Raw genomic sequence first — 24784 nt, 5'->3', positions numbered from 1 at the left:
GATATGTTAAGTTTGATCGACGCTGCCTTATCGCGCACCCGTACCATGATGGTATTGCTGGTCTTTGTTCTGATTTCTGGCGTACTGACCTATCTAACTATTCCGAAAGAATCGAGCCCGGATATTACGATCCCAATTATCTATGTGTCTGTTGGCCACCAAGGTATCTCACCTACCGACGCTGAGCGTTTGCTCGTTCGGCCGATAGAGCAAGAGCTGCGCTCTATTGAAGGGGTAAAAGAGATGACCGCAACGGCGTCAGAAGGGCACGCGTCGGTGGTGCTGGAGTTCAGCGTCGGCGTTGACCTTGACCGAGCGATGGCTGAAGTGCGTGATGCGGTTGACTTGGCCAAGCCTAAATTGCCTGCCGACAGTGACGAGCCTACCGTGAATGAAGTGACTCTGGCTTCTGAAGAACCCGCTTTATCTGTGGTGCTATACGGCACTGTTCCTGAAAGAACCGCCGTGCATCTTGCGCGTCAATTGCGAGACAAACTGGAAAGCTATCGACAAATTTTGGAAGTCGACATCGCGGGTGACCGTGAAGATATTGTTGAGATCATCGTCGATCCACTTTTAATGGAAAGTTATGGTTTGGATCAGGCCGATATTTACAACCTGATCGCGCTAAACAATCGTGTGGTGGCGGCAGGTTTTGTTGATACTGGCTATGGTCGCTTTTCGGTCAAGGTGCCGTCGGTATTTGAGTCGCTAAAAGATGTGCTTGAGTTGCCAGTGAAAGTTGATGGTAAGCAAGTAATTACTTTTGGTGATGTCGCGACGGTAAGGCGTGCGTTCCGTGACCCCGAAAGTTACGCACGTTTGGATGGTAAATCTGCGATTGTGCTCGACGTGAAAAAGCGTGCAGGTGAAAACATCATCGAAACAGTCGAGTTAATTAAAACGGTGATGGCAGAAGCGCAGAAGCGAGAACAATGGCCGGATAACCTACTGGTGAAATACACCTGGGACCAGTCAGATGACGTCAAGATGATGCTCAATGACCTGCAAAATAACATCTTGTCAGCGATCATTCTGGTCGTGATTGTGATCATCGCAATCCTCGGTGTCCGTACCGCATTGTTGGTCGGTATTTCGATTCCCGGTTCATTCCTGACAGGCTTGCTGGTATTGGCTGTGTTTGGCCTGACAGTGAATATTATCGTATTGTTCTCGCTGATCATGGCGGTTGGTATGTTGGTCGATGGGGCGATCGTTGTCACCGAGTTTGCCGACCGACGTATGCAAGAGGGGACGCCGCGAAAAGAAGCGTATCGAGATGCAGCGAAACGTATGGCGTGGCCGATCACTGCCTCAACAGCGACCACTCTGGCTGCTTTTGCGCCGTTGTTATTCTGGCCCGACGTCACGGGTGAGTTTATGAGGTATCTTCCATTGACGTTGATCGCGACGCTGGCCGCCTCGTTAGCAATGGCACTATTATTTGTGCCTGTGCTCGGTAGTCTGATCGGTAAACCGCAAAATGTTTCGCCGATCCAACGCGAGAAAATGCTTGCCCTACATGAAGGGGATTACGACAAAGCAACTGGTCTCACCAAGCTTTACTTTCACACCTTGAACGTCGCGCTGCGTCATCCGCTAAAGATCTTACTAAGTGCAATATTATTCTCGCTTGCCGTTGGTTTTACCTACGTTAAAGCGGGTCTAGGTGCAGAGTTCTTCCCCGAAGTAGACCCACCATTTTTTACCGTAAAAGTGCGTTCGTACGGTGATTTATCTATCGATGAGAAAGACCGGATCATGCGTGATGTTGAATCGGTGATGTTGGGGCATGACGAGTTTGAAAGCGTCTACACCAAAACGGGTGGCGAAGATGAGATTGGCTTAATTCAGATTACGCCAGTGGATTGGCAGTATCGCCGTAAAGTCAAAACCATTATTGATGAACTAAAGCAAACGACAGATCAGTACGCTGGGGTGGAAATTGAGTACAAATTTCCTGAAGCGGGGCCACCGACAGACCATGATTTAGTGATCGAAATGTCTGGCGAAACGATCACTGGTCTAGACGAGGGCTCAAAAATCGTTCGCCAATGGGCGGATGCTTATCCTGCGTTTACCAATGTCAGTGACAACTCGAGCAAAGATGGCATCGACTGGCAGATCGATATCCGCAGAGATGACGCGGCGCGCTTCTTGGCTGACGCCACACTGGTTGGTAATACGGTGCAGTTTGTTACCAATGGCTTAAAACTTGGCGATTATCTGCCGGATGATTCGACCGAAGAAGTCGATATTTTGGTTCGTTACCCAGAAGATAAGCGTGATATTGGCCGTTTTGACCAACTGCGGGTCAAAACCGCTGCCGGACTGGTACCAATCACTAACTTCGCCAGCATAGTGCCTGAACATAAACAGGATACGATTCGTCGAGTTGACGGCTACCGAGTGATTAGCGTATTCGCGGATATTAGAGAAGGCTATAACCTAGCGCTTGAACTACCGAAAGTAGAACAAGCATTGAAAGAGTTAGCCTTGCCAGAGGGTGTTGAGTTTAAGATCCGAGGTCAGAATGAAGAGCAGGAGAACTCCTCTGCGTTCTTGCTCAACGCATTTATGGTCGCGCTGGTGGTGATGGCGCTGATTTTGATTACTCAGTTCAACAGTTTCTACCAAGCGTTTCTTATCCTCAGTGCGGTACTGTTTTCAACGGTTGGGGTATTTGCGGGCTTATTGATCTTCCAGAAGCCGTTCGGTGTGATCATGTCCGGCATCGGTGTGATTGCTTTAGCGGGGATTGTGGTGAATAACAACATCGTCTTGATCGACACCTATAACCAGCTACTCAAACGCGGTCTGGACAAGCGCGATGCGATACTGAGAACCGGTGTGCAGCGTTTGCGTCCGGTACTATTGACTACCGTGACCACGATTCTGGGCTTGCTACCTATGGTATTGGAAATGAACATCGACTTGATGAACCAAAAGATCGAGTTTGGCGCACCAAGTACCCAGTGGTGGTCGCAGCTGGCGACGGCAGTGGCTGGTGGATTGGCTTTTGCGACGGTGTTGACCTTGGTATTGACGCCTTGTCTATTGATGCTTGGTAGGACACACAAGCCCGATAAGAGCTGATTGAGATTACCCTGATAGAAAACGCCCCGCTTGTTTAAGCGGGGCGTTTTATTGTCTACTCTGTGGCGAGTAACTTACCGTATCGGTCTAAGTTTTTCAGCCGGATGGCCGCGTTGGCCATGAACGTCGCTTTTGCTTGGCCCGTCAGAGACTTTGATTGCGGCAATTTCACCGTTCTTGCGTTTTTGTGTACGCCGTTAACTAAGAATTCGTAGTGCAAGTGCGGACCTGTCACTCGTCCCGTACCGCCTAGCGTACCAATGGTTTGGCCTTGTTTTACGCGCTGACCCGTTTTCACCATACGTTTCGTTAAGTGCAGGTACTTAGTGATGTAGGTATTGCTGTGTTTGATAAACACATAATTACCATTGAACTGGTTGTAACTCGACTTCTGCACGATACCGTCACCGGCAGCCCAGATTGGTGTGCCGACTGGTGCTGCGTAGTCGGTGCCACGGTGCGCGCGGACTTTACCCGTTACAGGATGGCGACGTGTTGGGTTGAAGTTAGACGTGACGCGACGAAAATCGAGCGGTGAACGCAAGAAAGCCTTCTTCATAGCTCGGCCGTTTTCATCGTAATAGTTGCCGGTTCTGTCGTCTAAAATCGCTTTAAAGGTATCGCCTTGGTTGGTGAAGATTGCCGCGATGATCTTACCGCGACCGACAACTTCACCTTCAACGACTTTCTCTTGATAAAGGATCTCAAAGCTGTCGTTTTGACGGATATCGAGGGCGAAGTCGATATCCCAGCCAAATATTCCGGCTAACTCCATGATTTGGTTGGCAGTTAGCCCAGCGCCAAGCCCGGCATTCCAGAAGTTAGACGTAATCGTGTTGCGCGCATAATTGTATTGGTAGAACACCTCTTTGGTATCGGTGCTGGAGGTGTAGCCATTTTCTGACTTAGTAATCAAAAAGGTTTCGTATTCGTTTAGCTTACGTTTGATTTGTAGCAGATTGTTGTCGGTGTCAAAACCAAACTGAAAACTGTCACCAGGGCGAACTCTCGTCAGTTGATTGGCAATCTCTTTGCTTGTGGAGGTGAGGGTATAAAGCAATCGAGAAGACAGGCCTGCACGTTGAAACAGTAATGCCATGCTGTCACCAGAGCCGATTGTATGCGTTTCCCAGCGAAGTACCGAAAGCGACGGTAGCGTTTCCTGAAGCGCCAGCGCCTCATAATTAATATCAATAGGGTAGGCTTTGCCCACTTGGTAGATACGCTCGTCCTGACGTAAATCCTGAGGTGCCGGAAGAAATAGCGCGACTACTATTAAGGCACTGAAGAATGCAATAAGAGCTCGGTGAATCCATGGGAGTCGAGCGAAAAGCGACAACATCGTATGTCCGTTCTAAAAAAATCGATAAAAATGCATAGCCGTTTAGTCTAACTGGTTTCAAAAAGCATCGCTATTCAAGTAAGATGTCAAACTATCAAATTTTTGCCAAATCTGTGGGAGTGAACAAGAATGGCGAGCATTGAAGCTGCACTAGCCGAGATTAAGCGCGGTGTTGAAGAGCTGATTCCAGAAGAAGAGCTGATCGCAAAACTAAAAGAAGGTCGTCCTCTGCGCATTAAATTGGGCGCGGATCCAACGGCACCGGATATCCACCTAGGTCATACGGTAATTTTCAATAAGCTTCGCTTGTTCCAAGAGTTAGGCCATGAAGTGACGTTCCTGATTGGTGACTTCACCGCAATGGTTGGCGACCCAACAGGTAAAAACAGCACGCGTCCACCGCTAAGCCGTGAAGACGTGCTACGCAACGCAGAAACATACAAAGAGCAGGTGTTTAAGATTCTAGACCCTGCGAAAACTAAGATTCAGTTTAACTCTGAGTGGTTATCTGAACTTGGTGCAGAAGGCATGATTCGCCTTGCTGCCAACCAAACTGTAGCGCGTATGCTTGAACGTGACGACTTTAAAAAGCGTTATGCAGGCGGCCAGCCAATAGCAATCCACGAGTTTATGTACCCACTACTGCAAGGTTGGGACTCGGTTGCGATGGAAACGGACGTAGAGCTAGGCGGTACGGACCAGAAGTTCAACCTACTAATGGGTCGTGAGCTACAAAAATCGCACGGTCAGAAGCCTCAGGTTGTATTGATGATGCCTCTTCTTGTCGGTCTAGACGGTGAGAAGAAGATGTCTAAGTCGGCGAACAACTACATTGGTATTAGCGAAGCGCCAAGCGAAATGTTCGGTAAGATCATGTCTATCTCTGATGACCTGATGTGGAGCTACTACGAGCTGCTGTCTTTCCGTCCGTTGGAAGAAATCGCTCAGTTCAAAGCAGACGTTGCGGCGGGTAAAAACCCACGTGATATCAAAGTACTGCTAGCGAAAGAGATCATCGCGCGTTTCCATAGCGAAGCAGATGCAGAAGCGGCGGAGCAAGAGTTCGTTAACCGTTTTGCTAAGAACCAAATCCCAGACGAAATGCCTGAGTTTGATTTCGACGCAGGTACACCAGTTGCAAACTTGCTAAAAGACGCAGGCCTATGTGCTTCAACATCTGAAGCGATGCGTATGGTAAAACAAGGCGCGGCTAAGATTGAAGGCGAGAAGGTCGCGGATGCTAAATTTGCACCTGAAGCGGGTACTTACGTATTCCAGGTTGGTAAACGTAAGTTTGCTCGCATTACGATTAAGTAATCGCAGTTGAACTAAAAAAAGCGCCTCATCGGGCGCTTTTTTTGTGGGTGGCGTTTGCCACCTCAGTTACTTGCTTTTCAATGAGTGACTGAACTTCACCACGTCTTGATAGAAGCGCGTTTCAAATCGCGTAATTGGTGCTTCGACTGGCTTCTCCGTCTTGGTTTTTTCTGGATGATAGTCCGTCACGTACTGCACAAACAGTGAGCTCGGCTTTCCAGTGCTATCTAGACCATAACCCGCCATATTCAAGCTCCCGTACAACGAACCGCTTTTGGCGATGATGGCACCTTTGACCGGTGCTTTGCGCATGCTTCTGCGATATTTCAATGTACCGCTTTCGCCTGCCGTTGGCATTAATGCGATTAACTGTAAGTCGCGGTCGTTTTTCCAGATGTAATGGAGGACCTGCGTCATTGCGCCTGTGGTAAACCGGTTGTTGCGAGATAGTCCTGAACCGTCGGCAAGCGGCATGTGGCTTAAATCGATGCCTGTTCGCGTATGGATGATTTGTTTTATCGCTTCGGTGCCATTGCGAAAGCTACCTGGTTGGACGTAGAACTTTGCGCCTAAGGTTTTCGTCAGGTTATCGGCGATAAGATTGTTTGAGTCTTTCAGCATCTCTTCAAGCAGCTCATTTAATGGCTTAGAGTAATGGCTTGCGATCAATTTGGCTTTGCTTGTATTTGGCTTGCCGATTCGGATTTGTCCGTCGAGTTTAATGCCAAGTTGAGCCAGTTGTTTGCCCAGCATCTTTTGCGTGTAAAGCTCTGGGTTCTGCACCGCAAATTTCAACGGCAGCGGCTTTTTACGATTCTGCAGACAACCTTTCAGGCGGTAGTGGTTATTGGCTGTCGATTCTAACTCTAGGTCACATTGAGAGCTTTCTTGTTCCGCTTCACTGACTGCTTTAACTTCAGTTGAGGCGTGTACAGGGAAATGCGGCGGCACGTACACTCGGGTTTTACCGTGTTTCTCGGTATAAATCGACGCCTGAACGCAGTTACCATCGAGCGTCACCGCACTGGCTGGAGCGCTATAACACACGCCAAGGATATCCCACGGCCAGCCAACGGCACGGTCATAGCCAGTAAAGGCGGAGTTATCGAGCCAGATATCACCTTTAATTCGTTTAAGACCTTTACTGCGGGCAGTCGTTAATAAGGCTTTTAAATCGTCAGTTTGTAATGTTGGGTCGCCAGAGAAGTGCACAACCCAGTTGTTCCCAAACTGTTCTAGACGGGTTTCAAACTTAAAATCATTCGCCAGCTCCAGTTTCGCGGCTAACGCTGTGACCACTTTTAACGTGCTGGCTGGTGGGAAATACTGCTCTGTGTTGGTTGAGAGCAGGCTTTTCTGCTCAGCAAGACTTTCTACTACTAAGCTGGTGCGAGTGCCTTGAGGAAGCTCATTGAGAGGCGTATAGGCAAAAGAGGCACTGGAAAAACAGAAGGCGAGCAGCAGAGAGAGGCGAAAGGTCAAAGGCATAATATCGAAGACGGTTAGGTACGAAACAGGTGTCAGTATAACGAGTAAAAAAAACGCCTGCTATACAGCAGGCGTTTTCATTTATGACATTAAGCCAAAATTAGAAGTCGTAACGTAGACCTAGAGCGATCTCGTCTTCTGCATCAGTATCTGAAGCTTTGCCATTGCCAGCAGCAACTGTGCCGATAGTGTCGCCATCGTCGATTAGGTTAAAGTTGTACGATACGTAGCCACGGAAGTTAGGCTTGAAGTAGTAAGTTGCGTCAATAGCGATGTTGTCTTTAGATGTTTCATCGTCTGTTTCAGCGTTGTTGTACGTAGTGCTTAGTACAGTTTTTCCGATTGTGTAAGCTGCTGCGAATTCGTAACCAGTGTAGTCGTACGTATTCTTTTCAGTTGTATTGTATTTTTCACCATCAGTGAAAAGACCTGCAACGTATAGGTCGCCGATAGCGTAAGAAACACCTAGCATGTATTCGTTCGCTTCGTCTTGGTCAGCGTAACCACCACCTAGCTTAAGGCCAGTGTCGCCTAGCGCGTAGATAGCAGATAGTGAGTAACCGTCTTGATCGTTATCAGTGAAAGATTCGTTTTCACCAGTGCCTTCAGTGCTACGATCTGCAAAACGGTAGCTAGCTTTTAGGCTTAGGTCAGAGAATTGGCCTTTGTAAGCGATCATGTTATCAGTACGGTCTGCTACAGATAGTTTGTCTGCTGCAGAGTTACCGTGGTAAGCCATGATATCGGTAAAGTCAGTGATCACACCTAGTGCACCTTCAGTTTTACCGTATGAAACTTCACCGAACTCGCCACCTAGACCAGCGTAGCCTAGACGAGTGTATAGGTCATTGTCATCTGCTTCAGAATCGATGTCGCCATTTTCGTGCGAGCTAAACTCACCTTCATAAAAACCTAGACCGTATAGGTTGTCAGTGATTTGAGTTTTACCTAGGAAGTTTAAACGTACACGAGTTTTATCTTCAGCTTTGCCATCTTTAATAGACAGACGAGCTTCCGCACGGCCACCGAATTCTAGAGAAGTGCCATCTTGGTTGTAGATTTCTGCCGCGTTTGCGCCAGTTGCCACTGCTGCAGCTGATACTGCTAGAGCAATCAGAGTCTTGTTCATCTTATATATCCTAAATTACTGTCCATACATTATTTTTTGCGAGTGATACCTCTTAGCAAGGGTATACTCTATTTATTGCTCGCGTGAATCAATATTCATAAACAAGAACTGTGTCAAATATATGAAAGGTATTGATGAACGCTCAGTTAGCAATCGACGTGCACTGTTTTAACGTTAAAGTTCCCTAAGACGGTAGTAAAACAATATAAATTCGCTTTTTGAACGGTGTTTTATTGGTATTTTTAGGTCTTATCTTTCTGTAATATAAGCTTTTATATTGATTTTGATTTAAAGTGTGATCTATGCACGTTTTAGTTTTTTTTATCTATTTAGCGCGTGTATGAGTGTTGTTTTTATTGAGCTTTAGGTTAATAGTGGTAGCGTTTTGAGGCTAAAAATCACCCGAGTGGAATTTTGATGATTTAGTCGCTAAGTTTGTTTACACTAGGACAAAGCGATTCATTTACTCACTACCTAATCCGCAGGATTGGGTAGTTTTGTTTTGTCCAAAGATAGCTTTGGAATGAGGTACACAATGGAAAAAGTCCCAATGACAATACGTGGCGAACAGAAGCTGCGTGCAGAACTAGACAGACTGTTAAAGCTTCGCCCACAGATTTCAGAAGCGATTGCAGAAGCTCGTGAACTGGGCGACCTTAAAGAAAATGCTGAATATCACGCGGCTCGTGAAGAGCAGGGCATCTGTGAAGCTCAAATCCGCGATATTGAGTACAAGCTATCAGTGGCACAAGTTATTGATGTGACCAAGATGGACAACACAGGTAAGATTATTTTCGGTTCTACTGTGACGCTAATCGACTGCGACACTGAAGAAGAAAAAACTTACCAGATCGTTGGCGACGATGAAGCGGACATCAAAGCGGGCCGTATCTCTGTAAGCTCGCCAATTGCGCGTGGTCTAATCGGCAAGATGGAAGGTGACGAAGTGGTCATTTCTACGCCCGGTGGCGAACGCGACTTTGAAATCGACCGAGTTGAGTACATCTAATCGAGCGATGTTGAACAAATTAAAAAAGGTCGCAATTGCGACCTTTTTTAGTGCTCAGTGAATAACGGTTTGGTTATTTACGTGGCAGTTCGATTTTGCGATCGTCTGTCTGACGGAAAAGAACGAGTGTCTTACCGATCACTTGAACTTTCTCTGCGCCAGTTTCACGTACGATTGCTTCAATAATCAAGTTCTTAGTGTCGCGATCTTCAGATGCCACTTTGACTTTGATTAGCTCGTGGTGATCAAGAGCGATTTCGATTTCCGCTAGAACAGCTTCAGTTAGTCCATTTGCGCCCATAAGCACAACAGGTTTTAGACTGTGCGCTAGGCCTTTTAGATGCTGCTTTTGTTTAGTGCTTAGGTTCATTCCGCGGCCAATTTTCTTTAGTATAAGGGTTGAAAAATACCATTTTAACGCCATCTATCCCTGAAGACTATAATTTATTGGGTATGTTGGTCCCTCTATCTGTTAGGAATCAAATGAGCAAACAAAAACATTCTGCGAGCTCGGGCCGTTGGCTGAAAGAGCATTTTGATGATAAATACGTGAACGAAGCGAAGAAAAAAGGCTACCGTTCGCGCGCTATTTTCAAAATAGAAGAGATCCAAGAGAAGGATAAACTACTAAAACCTGGCATGACTGTTGTGGATTTAGGTGCAGCTCCTGGTGGTTGGTCTCAGTACGCAGCAAAAATTGTTGGTGATGAAGGTCAAGTTATTGCATGTGACATTCTGCCAATGGACTCTATTGCTGGTGTCGCATTCCTGCAGGGCGATTTTCGTGAAGAAGCGGTGCTTGACGCACTACTTGAGCGAATCCAACCAGATATGGTTGATATCGTGATGTCTGACATGGCACCAAATATGGCCGGAAATTTATCGGTCGATCAACCTCGTGCAATGTATCTTGTTGAACTAGCATTAGATATGTGTCGACAAGTTCTTGCGCCAAATGGTAGCTTTGTGGTCAAAGTGTTCCAGGGCGAAGGTTTCGACCAATACGTAAAAGATGTTCGCGATATGTTTAAAGCCGTGAAGATCCGTAAACCAGATTCTTCAAGAGCTCGTTCTCGAGAAGTGTATATCGTAGCCACTGGTTACAAAGGTTAACTATTTGGCTTTTTTAGAAGCAGTTAACAATCTAGCTACAGCCTAGAAACTGTAGTACCCTACCTTTTAATTACAATTAGTTATCGCGAGGCTGACACCTTGAGTGACATGGCAAAAAATTTAATTCTGTGGCTTGTGATCGCCGTAGTGTTGATGTCGGTATTTCAGAGCTTCGGCCCTGGTGAAAGTAACGGCAGAGCGGTTGATTACACGACATTTGTACAGGAAGTTGGCCAAGGCCAGATTCAGGAAGCAACATTTAAAGACGGTGAAATTACCTTCACTCGTCGTGGCGGCGGCGCGCGTTATGTTACTTACATGCCGGTCTACGACCAAAAGCTTTTGGATGACCTGATTAACCAAAACGTGAAAGTTCAAGGCACGCCTCCAGAGGAGCAAAGCCTACTCGGAACCATCTTTATTTCTTGGTTCCCAATGATCTTACTGATCGGTGTATGGATTTTCTTCATGCGCCAAATGCAAGGCGGTGGCGGCAAAGGCGCTATGTCTTTCGGTAAGAGCAAAGCTCGAATGATGAGCGAAGAACAAATCAAAACGACCTTTAACGATGTAGCGGGTTGTGACGAAGCAAAAGAAGACGTGAAAGAGCTAGTGGATTACCTACGTGATCCTAGCCGTTTCCAGAAGTTGGGCGGTAAGATCCCAACAGGTGTTCTGATGGTTGGTCCTCCTGGTACAGGTAAAACCTTGCTTGCGAAGGCAATTGCCGGTGAAGCAAAAGTACCATTCTTTACCATTTCAGGTTCAGACTTCGTAGAAATGTTCGTTGGTGTTGGTGCATCTCGTGTACGTGACATGTTCGAACAAGCGAAGAAAGCGGCGCCTTGTATCATCTTTATCGATGAGATCGATGCGGTAGGTCGTCAGCGTGGCGCTGGTGTTGGTGGTGGTCACGATGAACGTGAACAAACACTAAACCAAATGCTGGTTGAAATGGATGGTTTCGAAGGTAACGAAGGTATCATCGTTATCGCTGCGACTAACCGTCCAGACGTTCTTGACCCTGCGTTGCTACGTCCTGGTCGTTTCGACCGTCAAGTAGTGGTTGGCTTGCCAGACGTACGTGGTCGTGAGCAGATTCTTAAAGTTCACATGCGTAAAGTGCCACTGGCGGGTGATGTTGAACCATCATTGATCGCACGTGGTACACCAGGTTTCTCTGGTGCAGACTTGGCGAACCTAGTTAACGAAGCGGCACTTTTTGCTGCGCGTGGTAACAAGCGCAACGTTTCTATGGTTGAGTTCGAATTAGCGAAAGACAAAATCATGATGGGTGCTGAGCGCCGTTCAATGGTAATGTCTGAAGAGACGAAAGAGTCAACGGCTTACCACGAAGCGGGTCACGCAATTGTTGGTCGTTTGGTTCCTGAACACGATCCTGTATACAAGGTATCGATCATTCCACGCGGTCGCGCGTTGGGTGTGACTATGTACCTACCAGAGCAAGACCGTGTCAGCATGTCTCGTCAGCACCTAGAGTCGATGATCTCTAGTTTGTACGGCGGTCGTCTAGCGGAAGAACTTATCTACGGCGCAGAGAAAGTATCAACTGGTGCATCGAACGATATCGAACGCGCTACTGAAATCGCTCGTAAGATGGTGACTCAGTGGGGTTTCTCTGAAAAACTCGGTCCTCTACTGTACGCAGAAGACGAAGGTGAAGTGTTCCTAGGCCGTAGCGTGACTCAGACTAAACACATGTCTGATGACACAGCCAAGCTTATTGATGACGAAGTTCGCCAAATCATCGACCGCAACTATGAGCGTGCGAAGCAGATCCTTGAAGACAACATGGATATCATGCACGCAATGAAAGATGCGCTGATGAAATACGAAACCATCGACGCGGGTCAAATTGACGACCTGATGGAACGTAAGTCTGAAATTCGTCAACCAGCTGGTTGGGGTGATAACCCAAGCAACAAGCAAACAGCAGAACCGGAAGTGAAACCTGCAAAGGAAGAAGCTAAGAAACCGGCTGACGCTGAACCAGCGAGTGAGCAAGAGCAGTCTGATGACAGCGTTTCGCCAGAAGCTCCAGAGAAGAAAGACTCTGAATAATTAAACGTATTATCAAACCCCGGGGCAACTCGGGGTTTTTGTATTTTTATTATGATCATTACAGCAAATAATAAGTCTCTAGACCTGTCACAACCACAAGTGATGGGGATTCTCAATGTTACCCCAGACTCCTTCTCTGACGGCGGTAAGTTTAACTCTCTTGATAACGCACTTACTCAAGCCAAACGCATGATCGATGCTGGTGTATCCATTATCGATATCGGTGGTGAGTCGACGCGCCCTGGCGCACCAGATGTGAGTTTAGAAGATGAACTCACACGCGTGATTCCGGTTATCAAAGCGATTCGTGAGCAATACAACGTATGGATTTCGATTGATACCAGTAAAGCGGAAGTAATGCGCCAAGCCGCCGCAGCTGGAGCAGATATTATTAATGACGTGCGCGCACTACAAGAGCCGGGGGCTCTTAAAGTCGCAGCGGAAGTCGGGCTACCAATCTGCCTGATGCACATGCAGGGTCAGCCACGCACGATGCAAAATGCGCCTCAATATAAAGACTTACTCAAAGAAGTTGAGGAATTTCTTCAAGAGCGTATCGAAGCGTGCCAAGCTGTAGGCATTCAACGCGAACAACTGATTCTGGACCCAGGTTTTGGGTTTGGTAAAACGTTAGAACACAATTATCATATGTTGGCGCATCTGGAACAGTTCCACCAGTTTGGACTACCTTTGCTTGCTGGTATGTCGCGTAAATCGATGATTTTCAAGGTACTTGATAAAACCCCTGCTGAGTGCGTAGCAGCGAGTGTAAGCTGCGCGACGATTGCTGCGTTGAAAGGGGCGCAGATCATCCGCGTTCATGACTTCGAACAAACTCTAGATGCGATGAAAGTTGTCTCAATGGTTAAAGCAAATCATTGAGTGCTAGACAATAATAAAAGGAATAACCATGTCTAATACAAGACGTTACTTCGGTACAGACGGCGTACGCGGTAAGGTGGGACAGTACCCAATTACCCCTGATTTTGTACTTAAGCTTGGCTGGGCGGCAGGTCGTGTGCTGGCAAAACAGGGCACGAAAAAAGTGATTATCGGTAAAGATACCCGTATCTCTGGATACATGCTGGAATCGGCGCTGGAAGCTGGCTTAGCTGCAGCAGGACTGAAAGCGACGTTTACAGGTCCAATGCCAACGCCGGCAGTTGCTTACTTAACGCAAACCTTCCGTGCGGAAGCAGGCATTGTTATCTCAGCATCTCACAACCCATACTACGACAACGGCATTAAATTCTTCTCTTCCGAAGGGACTAAACTGCCGGATGAAGTAGAGCTTGCGATCGAAGCTGAGCTAGATAAAGAGATCGAATGTGTTGAATCGGCGCTACTGGGTAAAGCTTCTCGCCTTACTGATGCCGCTGGCCGTTACATCGAATTCTGTAAGAGCACGTTCCCGTCTCAACTGAGCTTAGCTGAGCTGAAAATTGTGGTCGATTGTGCACACGGTGCAACTTACCACATTGCGCCAGCAGTATTCTCAGAGCTAGGGGCTGATGTAATTACAATGGGCGTTGAGCCAAACGGTACTAACATCAACCACGAAGTGGGGGCTACAGACGTACGCGCGCTACAAAAACGCGTGCTGGAAGAAAAAGCGGACCTAGGCCTCGCATTTGACGGTGATGGTGACCGAATCATCATGGTCGACCACCTTGGCAACAAAGTCGACGGTGATCAGATCGCTTACATAATCGCTCGTGATGCACTACGTCGTGGCGAATTGAAAGGTGGTGTTGTTGGTACTTTAATGACCAACCTTGGGATGGAAAACGGCCTGAAGCAATTGGGTATTCCATTTGTCCGCGCTGCGGTAGGTGACCGTTACGTGATGGAACAGCTGATAGAGAAAGGCTGGAAAATCGGTGCTGAAAACTCAGGCCACGTGATCCTACTGGATAAAGTGACCACCGGTGATGCTATCGTTGCAGCGCTGCAAGTACTCGCGTCTGTCGTTGGCAGCAACATGTCACTGTTTGACCTGTCTCAAGGCATGACACTTTATCCGCAAGTTCTGGAAAACGTACGTTTCTCTGGTGATTCTAACCCACTGGAAGCGGAAGCGGTGAAAGCCTCGGTAGCGCAAGTCGAAGCGGAACTGGGTGAGAAAGGGCGAGTGTTGCTGCGTAAGTCAGGTACTGAGCCACTGATCCGAGTGATGGTTGAAGGTGAAGATGCAGAACTGGTGCAAACCTCTGCACTGAAAATCGCCGATGCGGTGAAAGCAAGCTTTTAAGCCCGAAGAGATAAAATAAAGCGCCACAGATTCTGTGGCGCTTTTTCGTTTTATGTTAGGATTGCTGCGTTCAACACGGTAACGGTTTGTTATGCCACAACACGAGATTCAGTATTTACAAGAAATGGGTATCCAGTGCTACGAACTGGCACATCCTGAAAGGTTACAAGGCTATCAAGCGACGAAACTGACGTTGCCTGAATCCTGCCAACTGCTGCTTGTTTCTCCTCAATTGCCAACACAAGAAACAGCGTTGTTGTTTGAACGCGTGTTGAAAAGCATCAATATCCCGCTTGAGCAGGCTCGCCACGTTTTTCCGCAACAGGTAAACACGCTTGCTGAGAACCAGTTAGAATGGGTTTGGTTTGCGGGATGTGACGTTCAAGAAGGCGTAACAACGAAAGTCCTGACCTCGCCAGCATTAAGTCAGATCGACGGTAATAACGCCCAGCGCCGAGCGTTGTGGCAACAAATTTGTTCCTATCAATAATATGTCTCACACAATTTTACCTTTAGCTGAGTCTCATCTAGACCAAGTAGATGCGATTGAGCAGCGTGCTCACAGCCACCCTTGGTCAAGCAACATGATCCGAGACGTCAACTCTCGCGGTGCATGCCATCACGTGCTGGTCGATAATAATCAGGTCGTGGGGTATTTCTACGCGCAGAATATCGTCGGTGAAGTGACTTTGCTTAATATTGCGGTTGATCCCAAGCATCAGGGCAAAGGCTACGGCAAGCGCTTGGTCAATGCGTTTATCGAAATGTGTGAAGGGCTCAACGCAGAGAGTGCTTGGCTCGAGGTGAGAGAAAGTAATGTCACGGCATTCGGCTTGTATGAGTCTATTGGCTTTAACGAAGTCGACCGCCGCATCAATTACTACCCGAGTGCTAGCGGCAAAGAAGACGCCATCATCATGAGCTATATCTTCTTCTAACTTCTAGCTATCGATATGCTGTTTTTGCGTGCTTTCAATCACATAGAGATTGTTTTGGAAGCGTTGTTCCAGCTCTTTCGCTGGGAGCGGCTTATCGAACAAATATCCTTGGAAATGATAGCAACCGAGTTGCTTGAGTGTTTCCAGCTCATGAATGTCTTCCACACCTTCCGCAATCACATCCAGATTGAGTCGTTTCGCTGTCATGATGATTGTATCGACGATGGCTTGGTCACTTTCATCCAAATGCAACTGTACGACAAAAGATCGGTCGATCTTCAACACATCAACCGATAAGTGTTTGAGGTAGCGAAGTGATGAGTAGCCCGTACCAAAATCATCAATGGATATTTTGATGTTCAACTCTTTCAGCTTCAGCATCTTTTCGATAATGCTCTCGGCGTTCTCCAGCAAGAGATTCTCGGTGATCTCGAGTTCAATATTGTCACCGCTGATCCCTGCTTGAGTTAATGTACCACTGATGTGTTCAACAAAGCTATCTTGTGCAAACTGCAGCGGACTGATGTTGATTGCCAAGCGCTGGAAAGAGTCAGGCAGGACCCCTGAGTTTTTCCAACTTGCGAACTGATAACAGGCCTTTTCGATGATCCAATTACCGATCGGCATGATCTGTCCGGTTTCTTCGGCGATTGGCATAAATAGATCGGGATAGAGTAAGCCTTTCTCTGGGTGATGCCAGCGGATCAGTGCTTCCGCCCCAACAATACGATGCTGGCTGTCGACTTGCGGCTGATAAAACAGTTCGAGTTGTTCGTTGTTGATTGCTTCATGCAGCCCACGCTCTATTTCTAAGAACGACTCAACTTGGGCATGCATGCCTGCTTCATAGAATACGTATTTGTTCTTCCCCGCCACTTTTGCTCGATAAAGCGCAGTATCTGCTTGGCGCAAAACGTCGATATTGGAAAGATCGTTATCAGAGAATAGCGCCACGCCAACGCTTATAGAGCAATACAACTGGTGGCCATCGATGGTGTAGGGATTTGAGATCAGGCTCATCAATTGCTGCGCCAATTCGCGCGCTTGTTCTGCAGAGGTATTTGGCAGCAAAATGGCGAACTCGTCACCTCCGATACGTGCTGTGGAGTATCCATGTCGCACCCAACTCGTTAGACGTCGAGAAATTGCCTTGAGCAAGTTATCTCCGATGGTATGACCGAGAGAGTCGTTGATGGTTTTAAAACGGTCTAGATCGAGGTAAAAGAGCGCACCATTTTGGTGGTGCGCTTTCGACGCTTCTATTTCATTGGCGAGCAGTTTCATCAATAAACTGCGATTGGCCAATCCGGTTAAAGAGTCGTAGTAGGCGAGTTGGTTGAGTTTGTCTTCCGCTGCTTCACGCTCTCGCCACAAGGTATGAATGGTTTCGGCGAGATGGCCGATTTCATCATCATGATACTGAGCCGGAGGAGGCAGATGATTTTTATAATCTTGCAGCGATTTAACCCAGTTCATCAAGGTTACCAGCGGCTTAGAGAGTTTCTGGTAAAAGAACAGCAGTAAGATAGAAGTCAGGATAATGTTACGCAGTAAATCGAATAACAGCACTTTGCTGGTTTTGGTGATAAATGCGTTGGCAATACTGTTGCCATTGACCGAAAAACTCAGCGTCCCGACTAAGATGTGCGAGTTTGGCTGGTGCAATTCCGTGTTGTAGACCGGGTTCTCTGGGAGCAGATAATCAGCCAATAGTTGGGTAAACGCCCCTTGAGTGGCTGGATTTTTGACTTTGTGGGTCAGGGTGTCACCAAAGTCGTCAATGATTTTTACGTTATAGATCGCGCTATCCATCATTAGATTCGAAGCGACTTGCTCGGCTAATAATGAATTTAAGTGATACGCTGCTTGGCTGGCATTGGAGTAATTCTGCAGTAGTTTAACTTGATAAAAGTCTTCTATTCGATCTTGCTCCTGATGAAGATCGACGATGATGTGGTACAAACTAAAGCAGACTCCGAGCATGACTGAAACCAAAAAAACAGTTTTTGCTTGCCTAACTGCAAGAGAATGTATTCTTTTGTTTTTATTCATCGTTAAATTGAGTTCCCTCTACTACCTATACTTATAGCTCATATCCTGCATTACTTTCACCTTTTGGAGTAAATGACGAAGCTAAAGTGTCATTTTTTCCGTTGAAGTTGCCCCTCACGTGAATATAAGAGAGAATACCGCGCAAAATTGAATCGAACACCCAGAAGAGTCAGGCTAACTGATTTTTATCTTCTGGCAACCAGACAGAAGAAGAACTTTTGATGTCAAATACCACTTTCCTTGGCGAAGTGTCTAAACGTAGAACTTTCGCGATCATTTCTCACCCGGATGCGGGTAAAACAACCATTACTGAAAAAGTATTGCTTTTCGGACGCGCAATCCAGACTGCGGGTACAGTAAAAGGTCGCGGTTCAGCGCAACACGCGAAATCTGACTGGATGGAAATGGAAAAAGAGCGTGGCATCTCGGTAACAACCTCTGTTATGCAGTTTCCATACAATGAGTGTTTGGTTAACTTACTCGATACTCCCGGGCACGAAGACTTCTCAGAAGATACCTACCGAACGCTAACCGCAGTTGACTCATGTCTGATGGTTATCGATGCGGCGAAAGGTGTTGAGGATCGTACGCGTAAGTTGATGGAAGTTACTCGTCTGCGTGACACGCCGATCATCACTTTCATGAACAAACTTGACCGTGATATCCGTGACCCAATGGAGCTACTGGACGAAGTAGAAAGTGAGCTTTCTATTGCCTGTGCACCGATCACTTGGCCAATCGGCTGTGGTAAAGAGTTCAAGGGTGTTTACCACATTCATCGCGATGAAACGATACTATACACCACAGGTCAAGGTCACACGATTCAAGAATTGAGTATCGTGAAAGGTTTGGACAACCCAGAGCTAGACGAAGCGGTAGGTGCAGAGCTAGCAGAACAGTTGCGCGAAGAGCTGGAACTTGTGATTGGCGCTTGTCCTGAGTTTGACCAAGAGTTGTTCTTAGCGGGTGAGCTAACGCCAGTTTACTTTGGTACGGCATTAGGTAACTTCGGTGTTGACCATATGCTTGATGGCTTGACTGAGTGGGCGCCTGCGCCAATGCCTCGTCAGGCAAACGAGCGTGAAGTTGAAGCGACTGAAGAGAAGTTCTCGGGCTTTGTATTTAAGATTCAGGCAAACATGGATCCTAAACACCGCGACCGTATCGCGTTTATGCGTATTGTGTCGGGTACGTATACACAAGGTATGAAGATGAACCACGTTCGTCTTGGCAAGCAGATCAATATCTCTGATGCGGTAACCTTTATGGCGGGTGACCGTTCGCGCGCAGAAAACGCGTACGCGGGCGATATCATCGGTCTACATAACCACGGCACGATCCAGATTGGTGATACCTTTACGCAAGGCGAAAGTCTGAAATTCTCAGGCATTCCTAACTTCGCACCAGAATTGTTCCGTCGTATCCGATTGAAAGATCCATTGAAGCAAAAACAGCTGCTAAAAGGTCTAGTACAACTGTCAGAAGAAGGTGCAGTGCAGGTATTCCGTCCACTGCAAAACAACGACCTTATCGTCGGTGCTGTTGGTGTGCTTCAGTTTGACGTAGTTGTTGCGCGTCTGAAAGCAGAATACAACGTAGAAGCTATTTACGAAGGCGTAAACGTCGCAACCGCACGTTGGGTTGATTGCAGCGACGAGAAGAAACTGGAAGAGTTCAAGCGCAAGAACCAGAGCAACCTAGCGTTGGACGGCGGTGATAACCTAAGTTACATCGCGCCAACGATGGTAAATCTGAATTTGGCGAAAGAGCGTTTTCCAGAGGTCGAGTTCCGCGCGACCCGCGAACACTAATCTTCTTCGCCTTTGAGGCGATAACTTCGTTGACGGCGTAAACTCACCTTAGTCACGTAGCTTACTACGCTCCCAAGGTTGAGTTTACTTGTCGCCTTGTTCTAGCTTCAAGTGCTTTGAAGAGGTGATGAATAGCTGGATTCGAATATTAATCGTCAATGTACCGATATAAAAAATGCCGCTTCGATTGAAGCGGCATTTTTGTTTGCTTAAAGAGCGGTGGTTACTTTTTCTTGGCGACTTTCTTTTTCGCTTTTGTTGCGGTCTTTTTCTTGTCGTCTTTTTTCTTTTTCTTAAACACAGGCTTTTTGTGTTTAGGACGCAACTCTTTGATAAAGCGCTCTTTGATCTCTTCTTTTACGTAACGCGCAACACGGTCCATCATCGGTTGGTCGTGCGCTTCTACCAAAGAAACCGCGTTACCTTTCTTACCCGCGCGTGCTGTGCGGCCGATACGGTGAAGGTAAACGTCTGCGCTACGTGGCATGTCGTAGTTGATAACGTGGCTAACGTCCGGTAAGTCGATACCGCGCGCAGCAACGTCAGTTGCCAATAGTACGTTGACAGTGCCGTCACGGAAACGTGCGATTGCGTTGTTACGGCGATCCTGAGGCATTTCGCCTTGAATCCAAGCACATGGAATTTGTGCTTTCTCTAGCTCAACGCGCAGCTCAGCAAGACGATCGCGAGTTTTCAGGAAAATAATTGAACGTTCAGCTTGTTCAGTGATGATCTTCTTCAGTAGATCGAGCTTGTGGTTCATATCATCGGCGCGATGGTACCACTGAGCGATCTTTTTACGCTCGCGACGAGACGGTTCTGCGTCAATTTCTGCTGGTTCTTTCAGTAGGTCAGCGGTAAAGCCTTCTACACCTTTACCTTCAAGCGTTGCAGAGAACAAAAGGGTTTGTTTACGCCAGCGGCACTCAGAAGAGAGTCGATCTACTGTTGGACCAAAGCCCATATCCAGCATGCGGTCAGCTTCATCTAGGACCAGCCATTCGATCGCACGGCAGTCAAAACGTTCTGCTTCGATGTATTCCATCAAACGTCCAGGCGTCGCAACTACGATATCTTGCGTGGTCGCGAGAATGTCGGCGTGCTCTTGGTATTGAACACCACCAGTAATCGTGAAGATGTTTAACTTGGTGTTTTTTGCCAGCGCACGTGCTTGGTCAGCAACCTGCATCGCCAGTTCGCGAGTTGGCGTTAGGATCAAAACTCGAGCAGGTCCTGGTTTACGGCGTGGAAAGTCTTGCAGGAACTGCAGTGCAGGCAGAACGAACGCGGCCGTTTTACCTGTGCCTGTTGGCGCAGAGGCTAGGATGTCACGACCTTCTAAAGCTTGTGGGATCGCTTCAGCTTGAATCTGTGTTGGACGGGTGTAACCCATTTCTTCGATTGCTTCGAGCAAGTTCGGGTCTAACTCTAATTCAGCAAAATTTTTGATCACTCTGGTGTCTCCACAAGCAACAATTGGTTTAAGGGGGCGTATTATAGTGTGTTCGGTGACAAGGATCACACCTTAATTTTCACATCTTTAAATAAAAGTCTTTGGTTAGTGCAACAAATTCGTTGCTGTACTGGTTATTTTCTCGAATGAGCAATGACTGTTCCTCGTTTTGGCATGGCGTTTTTACTAACGAAATCAATAAGCGGTTGACGGCTTTACTCTCCGTTGGCTGAACGTGACACACGCGGCTTAGATGCCAATTATTCTTTAAAGCCAAGTGGATAAACTGGTTTCCTTCAGTGATTGGCAAGACGAAACTTGCTGCGCCTTGCTCTGTTAGTAACTCGTAGCAACGGGATAACAGTGCAGAGTGGGCGAGTTGGTCGCTGTGCCTTGCCGTCGCTCTTTGGCTTAATTGAGCTTGCTCACCGTTATTAAAATACGGAGGGTTACAGATGATGGTGTCGAAACACGCCGCAAATGAGTAGTTCAACACATCTCCTTGATGAAGAATGATGCGCTTGGACCAAGGAGACTGCGCGAAGTTAAAACTCGCCGCTTCAATGGCATGCGGATCGATATCGATTGCTTCTATCTCACAATCTGGTGACCGCTGAGCACACATTAAAGCCAACAACCCGGTGCCTGTTCCAATATCGAGTAAACGGTGCGTTTCTGTCACATCCGTCCAAGCGCCAAGCAGTACGCCGTCCGTACTGACAGGCATCCCAGAATCTCCGCCTTCGATGGCAAACTGTTTAAACGTAAAACTCTTAGCTTTGGGATTCTGTTTGTTCATTTTTTATTCTGTATATTCGTCTTTAATAGGTTTATTAATCGGGTTGTTAACGCAATGTATAGGTATTTGTTCTATTTTTAGGTTTTTATTTTACCTGATTGTGTAGGGTTAAATTCTAATTAATTTCTCCGTACTAGTTGAACTGACTGGTTTTTAATTGTTTATATAAATTTATATGGTGTTTTTTGCTTTCACCTTGCGGATAGATGAGCGTTTCGTCATTATGCTCGTGTAAATCTATCGACTGGATAGCAAATTTGTACTATCTAGCGCACACAACATCCACTGAAGAATAAGTAAAGGGTCTCTAGTGAAACAGACTTTAAAACTAACAGATATTATCGCCGTAGGCTTTATGCTTTTCGCGTTCTTTTTAGGTGCAGGCAACATCATTTTTCCACCGTTTGCAGGGCAACTTGCCGGTGACAACCTTTTGCCAGCCATGACAGGTTTCCTTTTAACTGCGGTAGGTCTACCGCTGATCACGATCATTGCGATTGCATTAGCTGGTGGTAGCTGGGAACACATGACCAAAGATCTGCCTAAGCGTGCAGCTATCGTCATGGCGGTACTGATCTTTATTATTATCGGTCCTGCGTTCGCGGCTCCGCGTACAGGTCTAGTGGCTTACGAAATGGCGGTTAAGCCGTTTCTTGCTGACGCTGGTCAGTTCCACTTAACGGCGTTTTCGATTATCTTCTTTGCGGTCGCTATGCTGTTTGCATGGTTCCAAGGCCGTCTGATCGACATGATCGGTAAGATCCTGACGCCAGTTCTATTTATCGGCCTAATTACTCTAGCAGTAGGCGTGTTCCTTGATCCTCAAGGTGAAGTTCTAGCGGCACAAGGTGAGTACCTAGCGTACCCACTGCAGAAAGGTTTCCTAGAAGGCTACAACACGATGGATACCTTCGCTTCGCTAATGTTTGGTGTATTGGTCGTTGACGCGCTACGTAGTAAAGGCATCACCGATAGTGCCGCGACAACAAAATACCTAATTAGCGCAGCGTTTATCGCAGCGGCTGGTCTGGCCTTTGTCTACATCTCGCTATTCTACTTAGGCGCGACCAGTTCAGCCGTTGCTGCTGGTGCTGATAACGGCGGTGCGATCCTAAGCGTTTACGTTCAGGCGCTATTTGGTCCATACGGTCAGCTAGTTCTGTCAGCAATCGTTCTATTGGCGTGTTTGACTACTGCTATCGGTCTGATTTCTGCGTGTTCAGATTACTTTAAGTCAATTTCAAAAGTATCGTACAAAGGATGGGTGATCATCGTCGGTACAGCGTGTGCGGTCGTGGCAAACGTGGGCCTATCTCAGCTGATTTCTCTATCAGTGCCAGTACTGTTCGCTCTTTACCCTGTGGCGATTGCATTGGTCGCGCTGACGTTCGTTCGTAGCAAACTGCCTAATCCAAAAGTGGCGTACCGCGTGGTTATCTTAGTGTCACTATTGTTCGCAATGGTTGACGCAGCGAAAGTTGCTGGCTTCGATGTTTCTGCATTGAACGTTCTACCACTGTTTGATGTGGGCATGGGCTGGTTGATTCCAACCGCTGCTGCAATTGTTTGCATGTTCTTTGTCTCAAAATCAGACGAACAAGTGTTGGTTGAAGAAACGGCATAATTAGTTGCTCTTGATGTAATTTAATCCCCTGTCATGCAAGGCGTGACAGGGGATTTTTCTATCTAATGAAAGATTATTCAGCTTCAAAATATTCCTGTATCTTCGTCACACTTTTCAGTACAATTCTTCGGTTAAATTCTACTCATAAATGTTGAGCAAACATGTTTGAAATCAATCCTATTAAAAACCGCTTACAGGACGTGTCTGAGCGCACGAATGTCCTGAGGGGGTATCTTTGACTATGACGCTAAACAAGAGCGTCTAGAAGAAGTCAACGCAGAACTGGAGCAACCGGATGTATGGAACGAACCTGAGCGTGCTCAAGCGCTTGGTAAAGAACGTGCATCACTAGAAGCCGTGGTTGAAACCATCAATCAACTAGAGCAAGGCGTAGAAGACGTTGAAGGTCTACTGGAACTTGCGGTTGAAGAAGAAGACCAAGAAACCTTCGATGAGATCGAGCCAGAACTTGCTGAGCTTGAAGCGAAGCTAGAACAACTTGAATTCCGTCGTATGTTCGCGGGCGACCACGATTCGTCAGACTGCTACATTGACCTGCAATCAGGGTCGGGTGGTACAGAAGCACAAGACTGGACTTCAATGATGCTGCGCATGTACTTGCGTTGGGCAGAAGCGAAAGGCTTTAAAACGGAAGTTATCGAAGTGTCTGAAGGCGAAGTTGCCGGTCTTAAAGGTGCAACGGTTAAGATCTCTGGTGAGTACGCTTACGGCTGGTTACGTACAGAAACGGGCGTTCATCGTCTGGTGCGTAAATCTCCGTTTGATTCAAGTGGCCGTCGCCATACTTCGTTTGCATCTGCGTTTGTTTACCCAGAGATTGATGACAACATTGAGATCGACATTAACCCGTCTGATCTACGTATTGACGTATACCGCGCATCGGGTGCAGGTGGTCAGCACGTTAACACCACGGAATCTGCGGTACGTATTACCCACGTTCCAACTAACACCGTGGTGCAGTGTCAGAACGACCGTTCTCAACATAAGAACAAAGACCAAGCGATGAAGCAGCTTCGTGCAAAACTGTTTGAACTTGAGATTCAAAAACAGAATGCAGAGAAGCAAGCTAACGAAGATGCGAAGTCTGATATCGGTTGGGGCAGCCAGATTCGTTCTTACGTACTGGATGACTCACGTATCAAAGATTTACGTACCGGCGTTGAAAACCGTAATACACAGGCGGTTCTTGACGGCGATCTAGACAAATTTATTGAAGCTAGCCTGAAATCAGGTCTTTAAGCTTTTCACCGACACTCAAA

The 24784-nt window shown here is 47.0% G+C and carries 19 protein-coding genes; 12 read left to right on the top strand and 7 right to left on the bottom strand.

What is annotated here, in order from left to right; all coding sequences use genetic code 11:
- Positions 1-3: 3 nt before the first annotated feature.
- On the top strand, positions 4-3096 hold the full coding sequence (locus HCZ42_RS01860) for an efflux RND transporter permease subunit (RefSeq protein ID WP_167419088.1): 3093 nt from the start codon (positions 4-6) through the stop codon (positions 3094-3096).
- Positions 3097-3151: 55 nt separating this feature from the next.
- Here HCZ42_RS01860 and HCZ42_RS01855 read toward each other — a convergent pair whose 3' ends face one another.
- The gene (locus HCZ42_RS01855) at positions 3152-4438 is read right to left on the bottom strand and encodes a peptidoglycan DD-metalloendopeptidase family protein (RefSeq protein WP_167419087.1); all 1287 of its coding nucleotides are present in this window, start codon (positions 4436-4438) and stop codon (positions 3152-3154) included.
- Positions 4439-4567: 129 nt separating this feature from the next.
- Between HCZ42_RS01855 and tyrS the strand changes: the two genes are divergently transcribed.
- Positions 4568-5755, top strand: coding sequence for a tyrosine--tRNA ligase (tyrS, locus tag HCZ42_RS01850; RefSeq protein WP_167419086.1), 1188 nt, complete (start codon positions 4568-4570; stop codon positions 5753-5755).
- A 66-nt stretch (positions 5756-5821) separates the two neighbouring features.
- Here the strand turns inward: tyrS and dacB are convergent, their stop codons facing one another.
- The gene (gene dacB, locus HCZ42_RS01845) at positions 5822-7243 is read right to left on the bottom strand and encodes a serine-type D-Ala-D-Ala carboxypeptidase (protein ID WP_167419085.1); all 1422 of its coding nucleotides are present in this window, start codon (positions 7241-7243) and stop codon (positions 5822-5824) included.
- 100 nt (positions 7244-7343) lie between these two features.
- On the bottom strand, positions 7344-8372 hold the full coding sequence (locus HCZ42_RS01840; protein ID WP_167419084.1) for a porin: 1029 nt from the start codon (positions 8370-8372) through the stop codon (positions 7344-7346).
- A 535-nt stretch (positions 8373-8907) separates the two neighbouring features.
- Here HCZ42_RS01840 and greA point away from each other — a divergent pair.
- Positions 8908-9381 carry a transcription elongation factor GreA gene (greA, locus tag HCZ42_RS01835; protein WP_167419083.1) on the top strand — a complete coding sequence of 158 codons (474 nt, stop codon included), beginning with the start codon at positions 8908-8910 and terminating at the stop codon, positions 9379-9381.
- A gap of 73 nt (positions 9382-9454) precedes the next feature.
- On the opposite strand, the gene yhbY is transcribed toward greA, so the two are convergent.
- Positions 9455-9751 (bottom strand): ribosome assembly RNA-binding protein YhbY, encoded by a 297-nt coding sequence (gene yhbY / locus HCZ42_RS01830; protein WP_053408663.1) that lies wholly within the window; start codon positions 9749-9751, stop codon positions 9455-9457.
- Between the two features lie 113 nt (positions 9752-9864).
- Here yhbY and rlmE point away from each other — a divergent pair, with 113 nt between their 5' ends.
- From rlmE to rimI, 6 genes are all read left to right on the top strand, one after another.
- A complete protein-coding gene (gene rlmE, locus HCZ42_RS01825; protein WP_053408662.1) occupies positions 9865-10494 on the top strand; it encodes a 23S rRNA (uridine(2552)-2'-O)-methyltransferase RlmE in 630 nt (209 codons plus the stop codon).
- 108 nt (positions 10495-10602) lie between these two features.
- Complete coding sequence (ftsH, locus tag HCZ42_RS01820; RefSeq protein WP_167419082.1) at positions 10603-12576, top strand: ATP-dependent zinc metalloprotease FtsH; 1974 nt, start codon at positions 10603-10605, stop codon at positions 12574-12576.
- Positions 12577-12627: 51 nt separating this feature from the next.
- The gene (gene folP / locus HCZ42_RS01815) at positions 12628-13458 is read left to right on the top strand and encodes a dihydropteroate synthase (protein WP_167419081.1); all 831 of its coding nucleotides are present in this window, start codon (positions 12628-12630) and stop codon (positions 13456-13458) included.
- Positions 13459-13486: 28 nt separating this feature from the next.
- On the top strand, positions 13487-14827 hold the full coding sequence (gene glmM / locus HCZ42_RS01810; protein ID WP_167419080.1) for a phosphoglucosamine mutase: 1341 nt from the start codon (positions 13487-13489) through the stop codon (positions 14825-14827).
- Positions 14828-14918: 91 nt separating this feature from the next.
- Entirely contained in the window at positions 14919-15317 is a 399-nt protein-coding gene (locus HCZ42_RS01805; RefSeq protein WP_167419079.1) for a DNA polymerase III subunit psi, read from the top strand.
- A gap of 1 nt (position 15318) precedes the next feature.
- The gene (rimI, locus tag HCZ42_RS01800) at positions 15319-15765 is read left to right on the top strand and encodes a ribosomal protein S18-alanine N-acetyltransferase (protein WP_167419078.1); all 447 of its coding nucleotides are present in this window, start codon (positions 15319-15321) and stop codon (positions 15763-15765) included.
- Between the two features lie 3 nt (positions 15766-15768).
- Here the strand turns inward: rimI and HCZ42_RS01795 are convergent, their stop codons facing one another.
- A complete protein-coding gene (locus HCZ42_RS01795; RefSeq protein ID WP_167419077.1) occupies positions 15769-17817 on the bottom strand; it encodes a putative bifunctional diguanylate cyclase/phosphodiesterase in 2049 nt (682 codons plus the stop codon).
- Positions 17818-18038: 221 nt separating this feature from the next.
- Between HCZ42_RS01795 and prfC the strand changes: the two genes are divergently transcribed.
- Positions 18039-19628 carry a peptide chain release factor 3 gene (gene prfC, locus HCZ42_RS01790; RefSeq protein ID WP_167419076.1) on the top strand — a complete coding sequence of 530 codons (1590 nt, stop codon included), beginning with the start codon at positions 18039-18041 and terminating at the stop codon, positions 19626-19628.
- A gap of 223 nt (positions 19629-19851) precedes the next feature.
- On the opposite strand, the gene srmB is transcribed toward prfC, so the two are convergent.
- Both srmB and HCZ42_RS01780 read right to left on the bottom strand, forming a co-directional pair.
- A complete protein-coding gene (gene srmB, locus HCZ42_RS01785; RefSeq protein ID WP_167419075.1) occupies positions 19852-21081 on the bottom strand; it encodes an ATP-dependent RNA helicase SrmB in 1230 nt (409 codons plus the stop codon).
- Between the two features lie 79 nt (positions 21082-21160).
- The gene (locus HCZ42_RS01780; RefSeq protein ID WP_167419074.1) at positions 21161-21880 is read right to left on the bottom strand and encodes a tRNA1(Val) (adenine(37)-N6)-methyltransferase; all 720 of its coding nucleotides are present in this window, start codon (positions 21878-21880) and stop codon (positions 21161-21163) included.
- A 310-nt stretch (positions 21881-22190) separates the two neighbouring features.
- Between HCZ42_RS01780 and brnQ the strand changes: the two genes are divergently transcribed.
- Together brnQ and prfB are read left to right on the top strand one after the other, a co-directional pair.
- On the top strand, positions 22191-23504 hold the full coding sequence (gene brnQ / locus HCZ42_RS01775; RefSeq protein WP_167419073.1) for a branched-chain amino acid transport system II carrier protein: 1314 nt from the start codon (positions 22191-22193) through the stop codon (positions 23502-23504).
- A 161-nt stretch (positions 23505-23665) separates the two neighbouring features.
- A protein-coding gene (prfB, locus tag HCZ42_RS01770; protein ID WP_167419072.1) for a peptide chain release factor 2 occupies positions 23666-24764 on the top strand; the annotation gives its coding sequence in 2 pieces (ribosomal slippage) (positions 23666-23740 and positions 23742-24764; 1098 coding nt in all).
- Positions 24765-24784 lie beyond the last annotated feature (20 nt).

Origin of the sequence: Vibrio hepatarius (assembly GCF_011806575.1) — a bacterium.
Taxonomy (GTDB): Bacteria; Pseudomonadota; Gammaproteobacteria; order Enterobacterales; family Vibrionaceae; genus Vibrio; species Vibrio hepatarius_A.
Note: the sequence above shows the minus strand (reverse complement) of the source record. Positions and strands in the feature narration are given on the sequence as shown.

Bases quoted from the DNA above. Each gene is read 5' to 3' on its own strand.
- HCZ42_RS01860 (WP_167419088.1), top strand. From the start codon at position 4: ATGTTAAGTTTGATCGACGCTGCCTTATCGCGCACCCGTACCATGATG.
- HCZ42_RS01855 (WP_167419087.1), bottom strand. From the start codon at position 4,438: ATGTTGTCGCTTTTCGCTCGACTCCCATGGATTCACCGAGCTCTTATT.
- tyrS (WP_167419086.1), top strand. From the start codon at position 4,568: ATGGCGAGCATTGAAGCTGCACTAGCCGAGATTAAGCGCGGTGTTGAA.
- dacB (WP_167419085.1), bottom strand. From the start codon at position 7,243: ATGCCTTTGACCTTTCGCCTCTCTCTGCTGCTCGCCTTCTGTTTTTCC.
- HCZ42_RS01840 (WP_167419084.1), bottom strand. From the start codon at position 8,372: ATGAACAAGACTCTGATTGCTCTAGCAGTATCAGCTGCAGCAGTGGCA.
- greA (WP_167419083.1), top strand. From the start codon at position 8,908: ATGGAAAAAGTCCCAATGACAATACGTGGCGAACAGAAGCTGCGTGCA.
- yhbY (WP_053408663.1), bottom strand. From the start codon at position 9,751: ATGAACCTAAGCACTAAACAAAAGCAGCATCTAAAAGGCCTAGCGCAC.
- rlmE (WP_053408662.1), top strand. From the start codon at position 9,865: ATGAGCAAACAAAAACATTCTGCGAGCTCGGGCCGTTGGCTGAAAGAG.
- ftsH (WP_167419082.1), top strand. From the start codon at position 10,603: ATGGCAAAAAATTTAATTCTGTGGCTTGTGATCGCCGTAGTGTTGATG.
- folP (WP_167419081.1), top strand. From the start codon at position 12,628: ATGATCATTACAGCAAATAATAAGTCTCTAGACCTGTCACAACCACAA.
- glmM (WP_167419080.1), top strand. From the start codon at position 13,487: ATGTCTAATACAAGACGTTACTTCGGTACAGACGGCGTACGCGGTAAG.
- HCZ42_RS01805 (WP_167419079.1), top strand. From the start codon at position 14,919: ATGCCACAACACGAGATTCAGTATTTACAAGAAATGGGTATCCAGTGC.
- rimI (WP_167419078.1), top strand. From the start codon at position 15,319: ATGTCTCACACAATTTTACCTTTAGCTGAGTCTCATCTAGACCAAGTA.
- HCZ42_RS01795 (WP_167419077.1), bottom strand. From the start codon at position 17,817: ATGAATAAAAACAAAAGAATACATTCTCTTGCAGTTAGGCAAGCAAAA.
- prfC (WP_167419076.1), top strand. From the start codon at position 18,039: ATGTCAAATACCACTTTCCTTGGCGAAGTGTCTAAACGTAGAACTTTC.
- HCZ42_RS01780 (WP_167419074.1), bottom strand. From the start codon at position 21,880: ATGAACAAACAGAATCCCAAAGCTAAGAGTTTTACGTTTAAACAGTTT.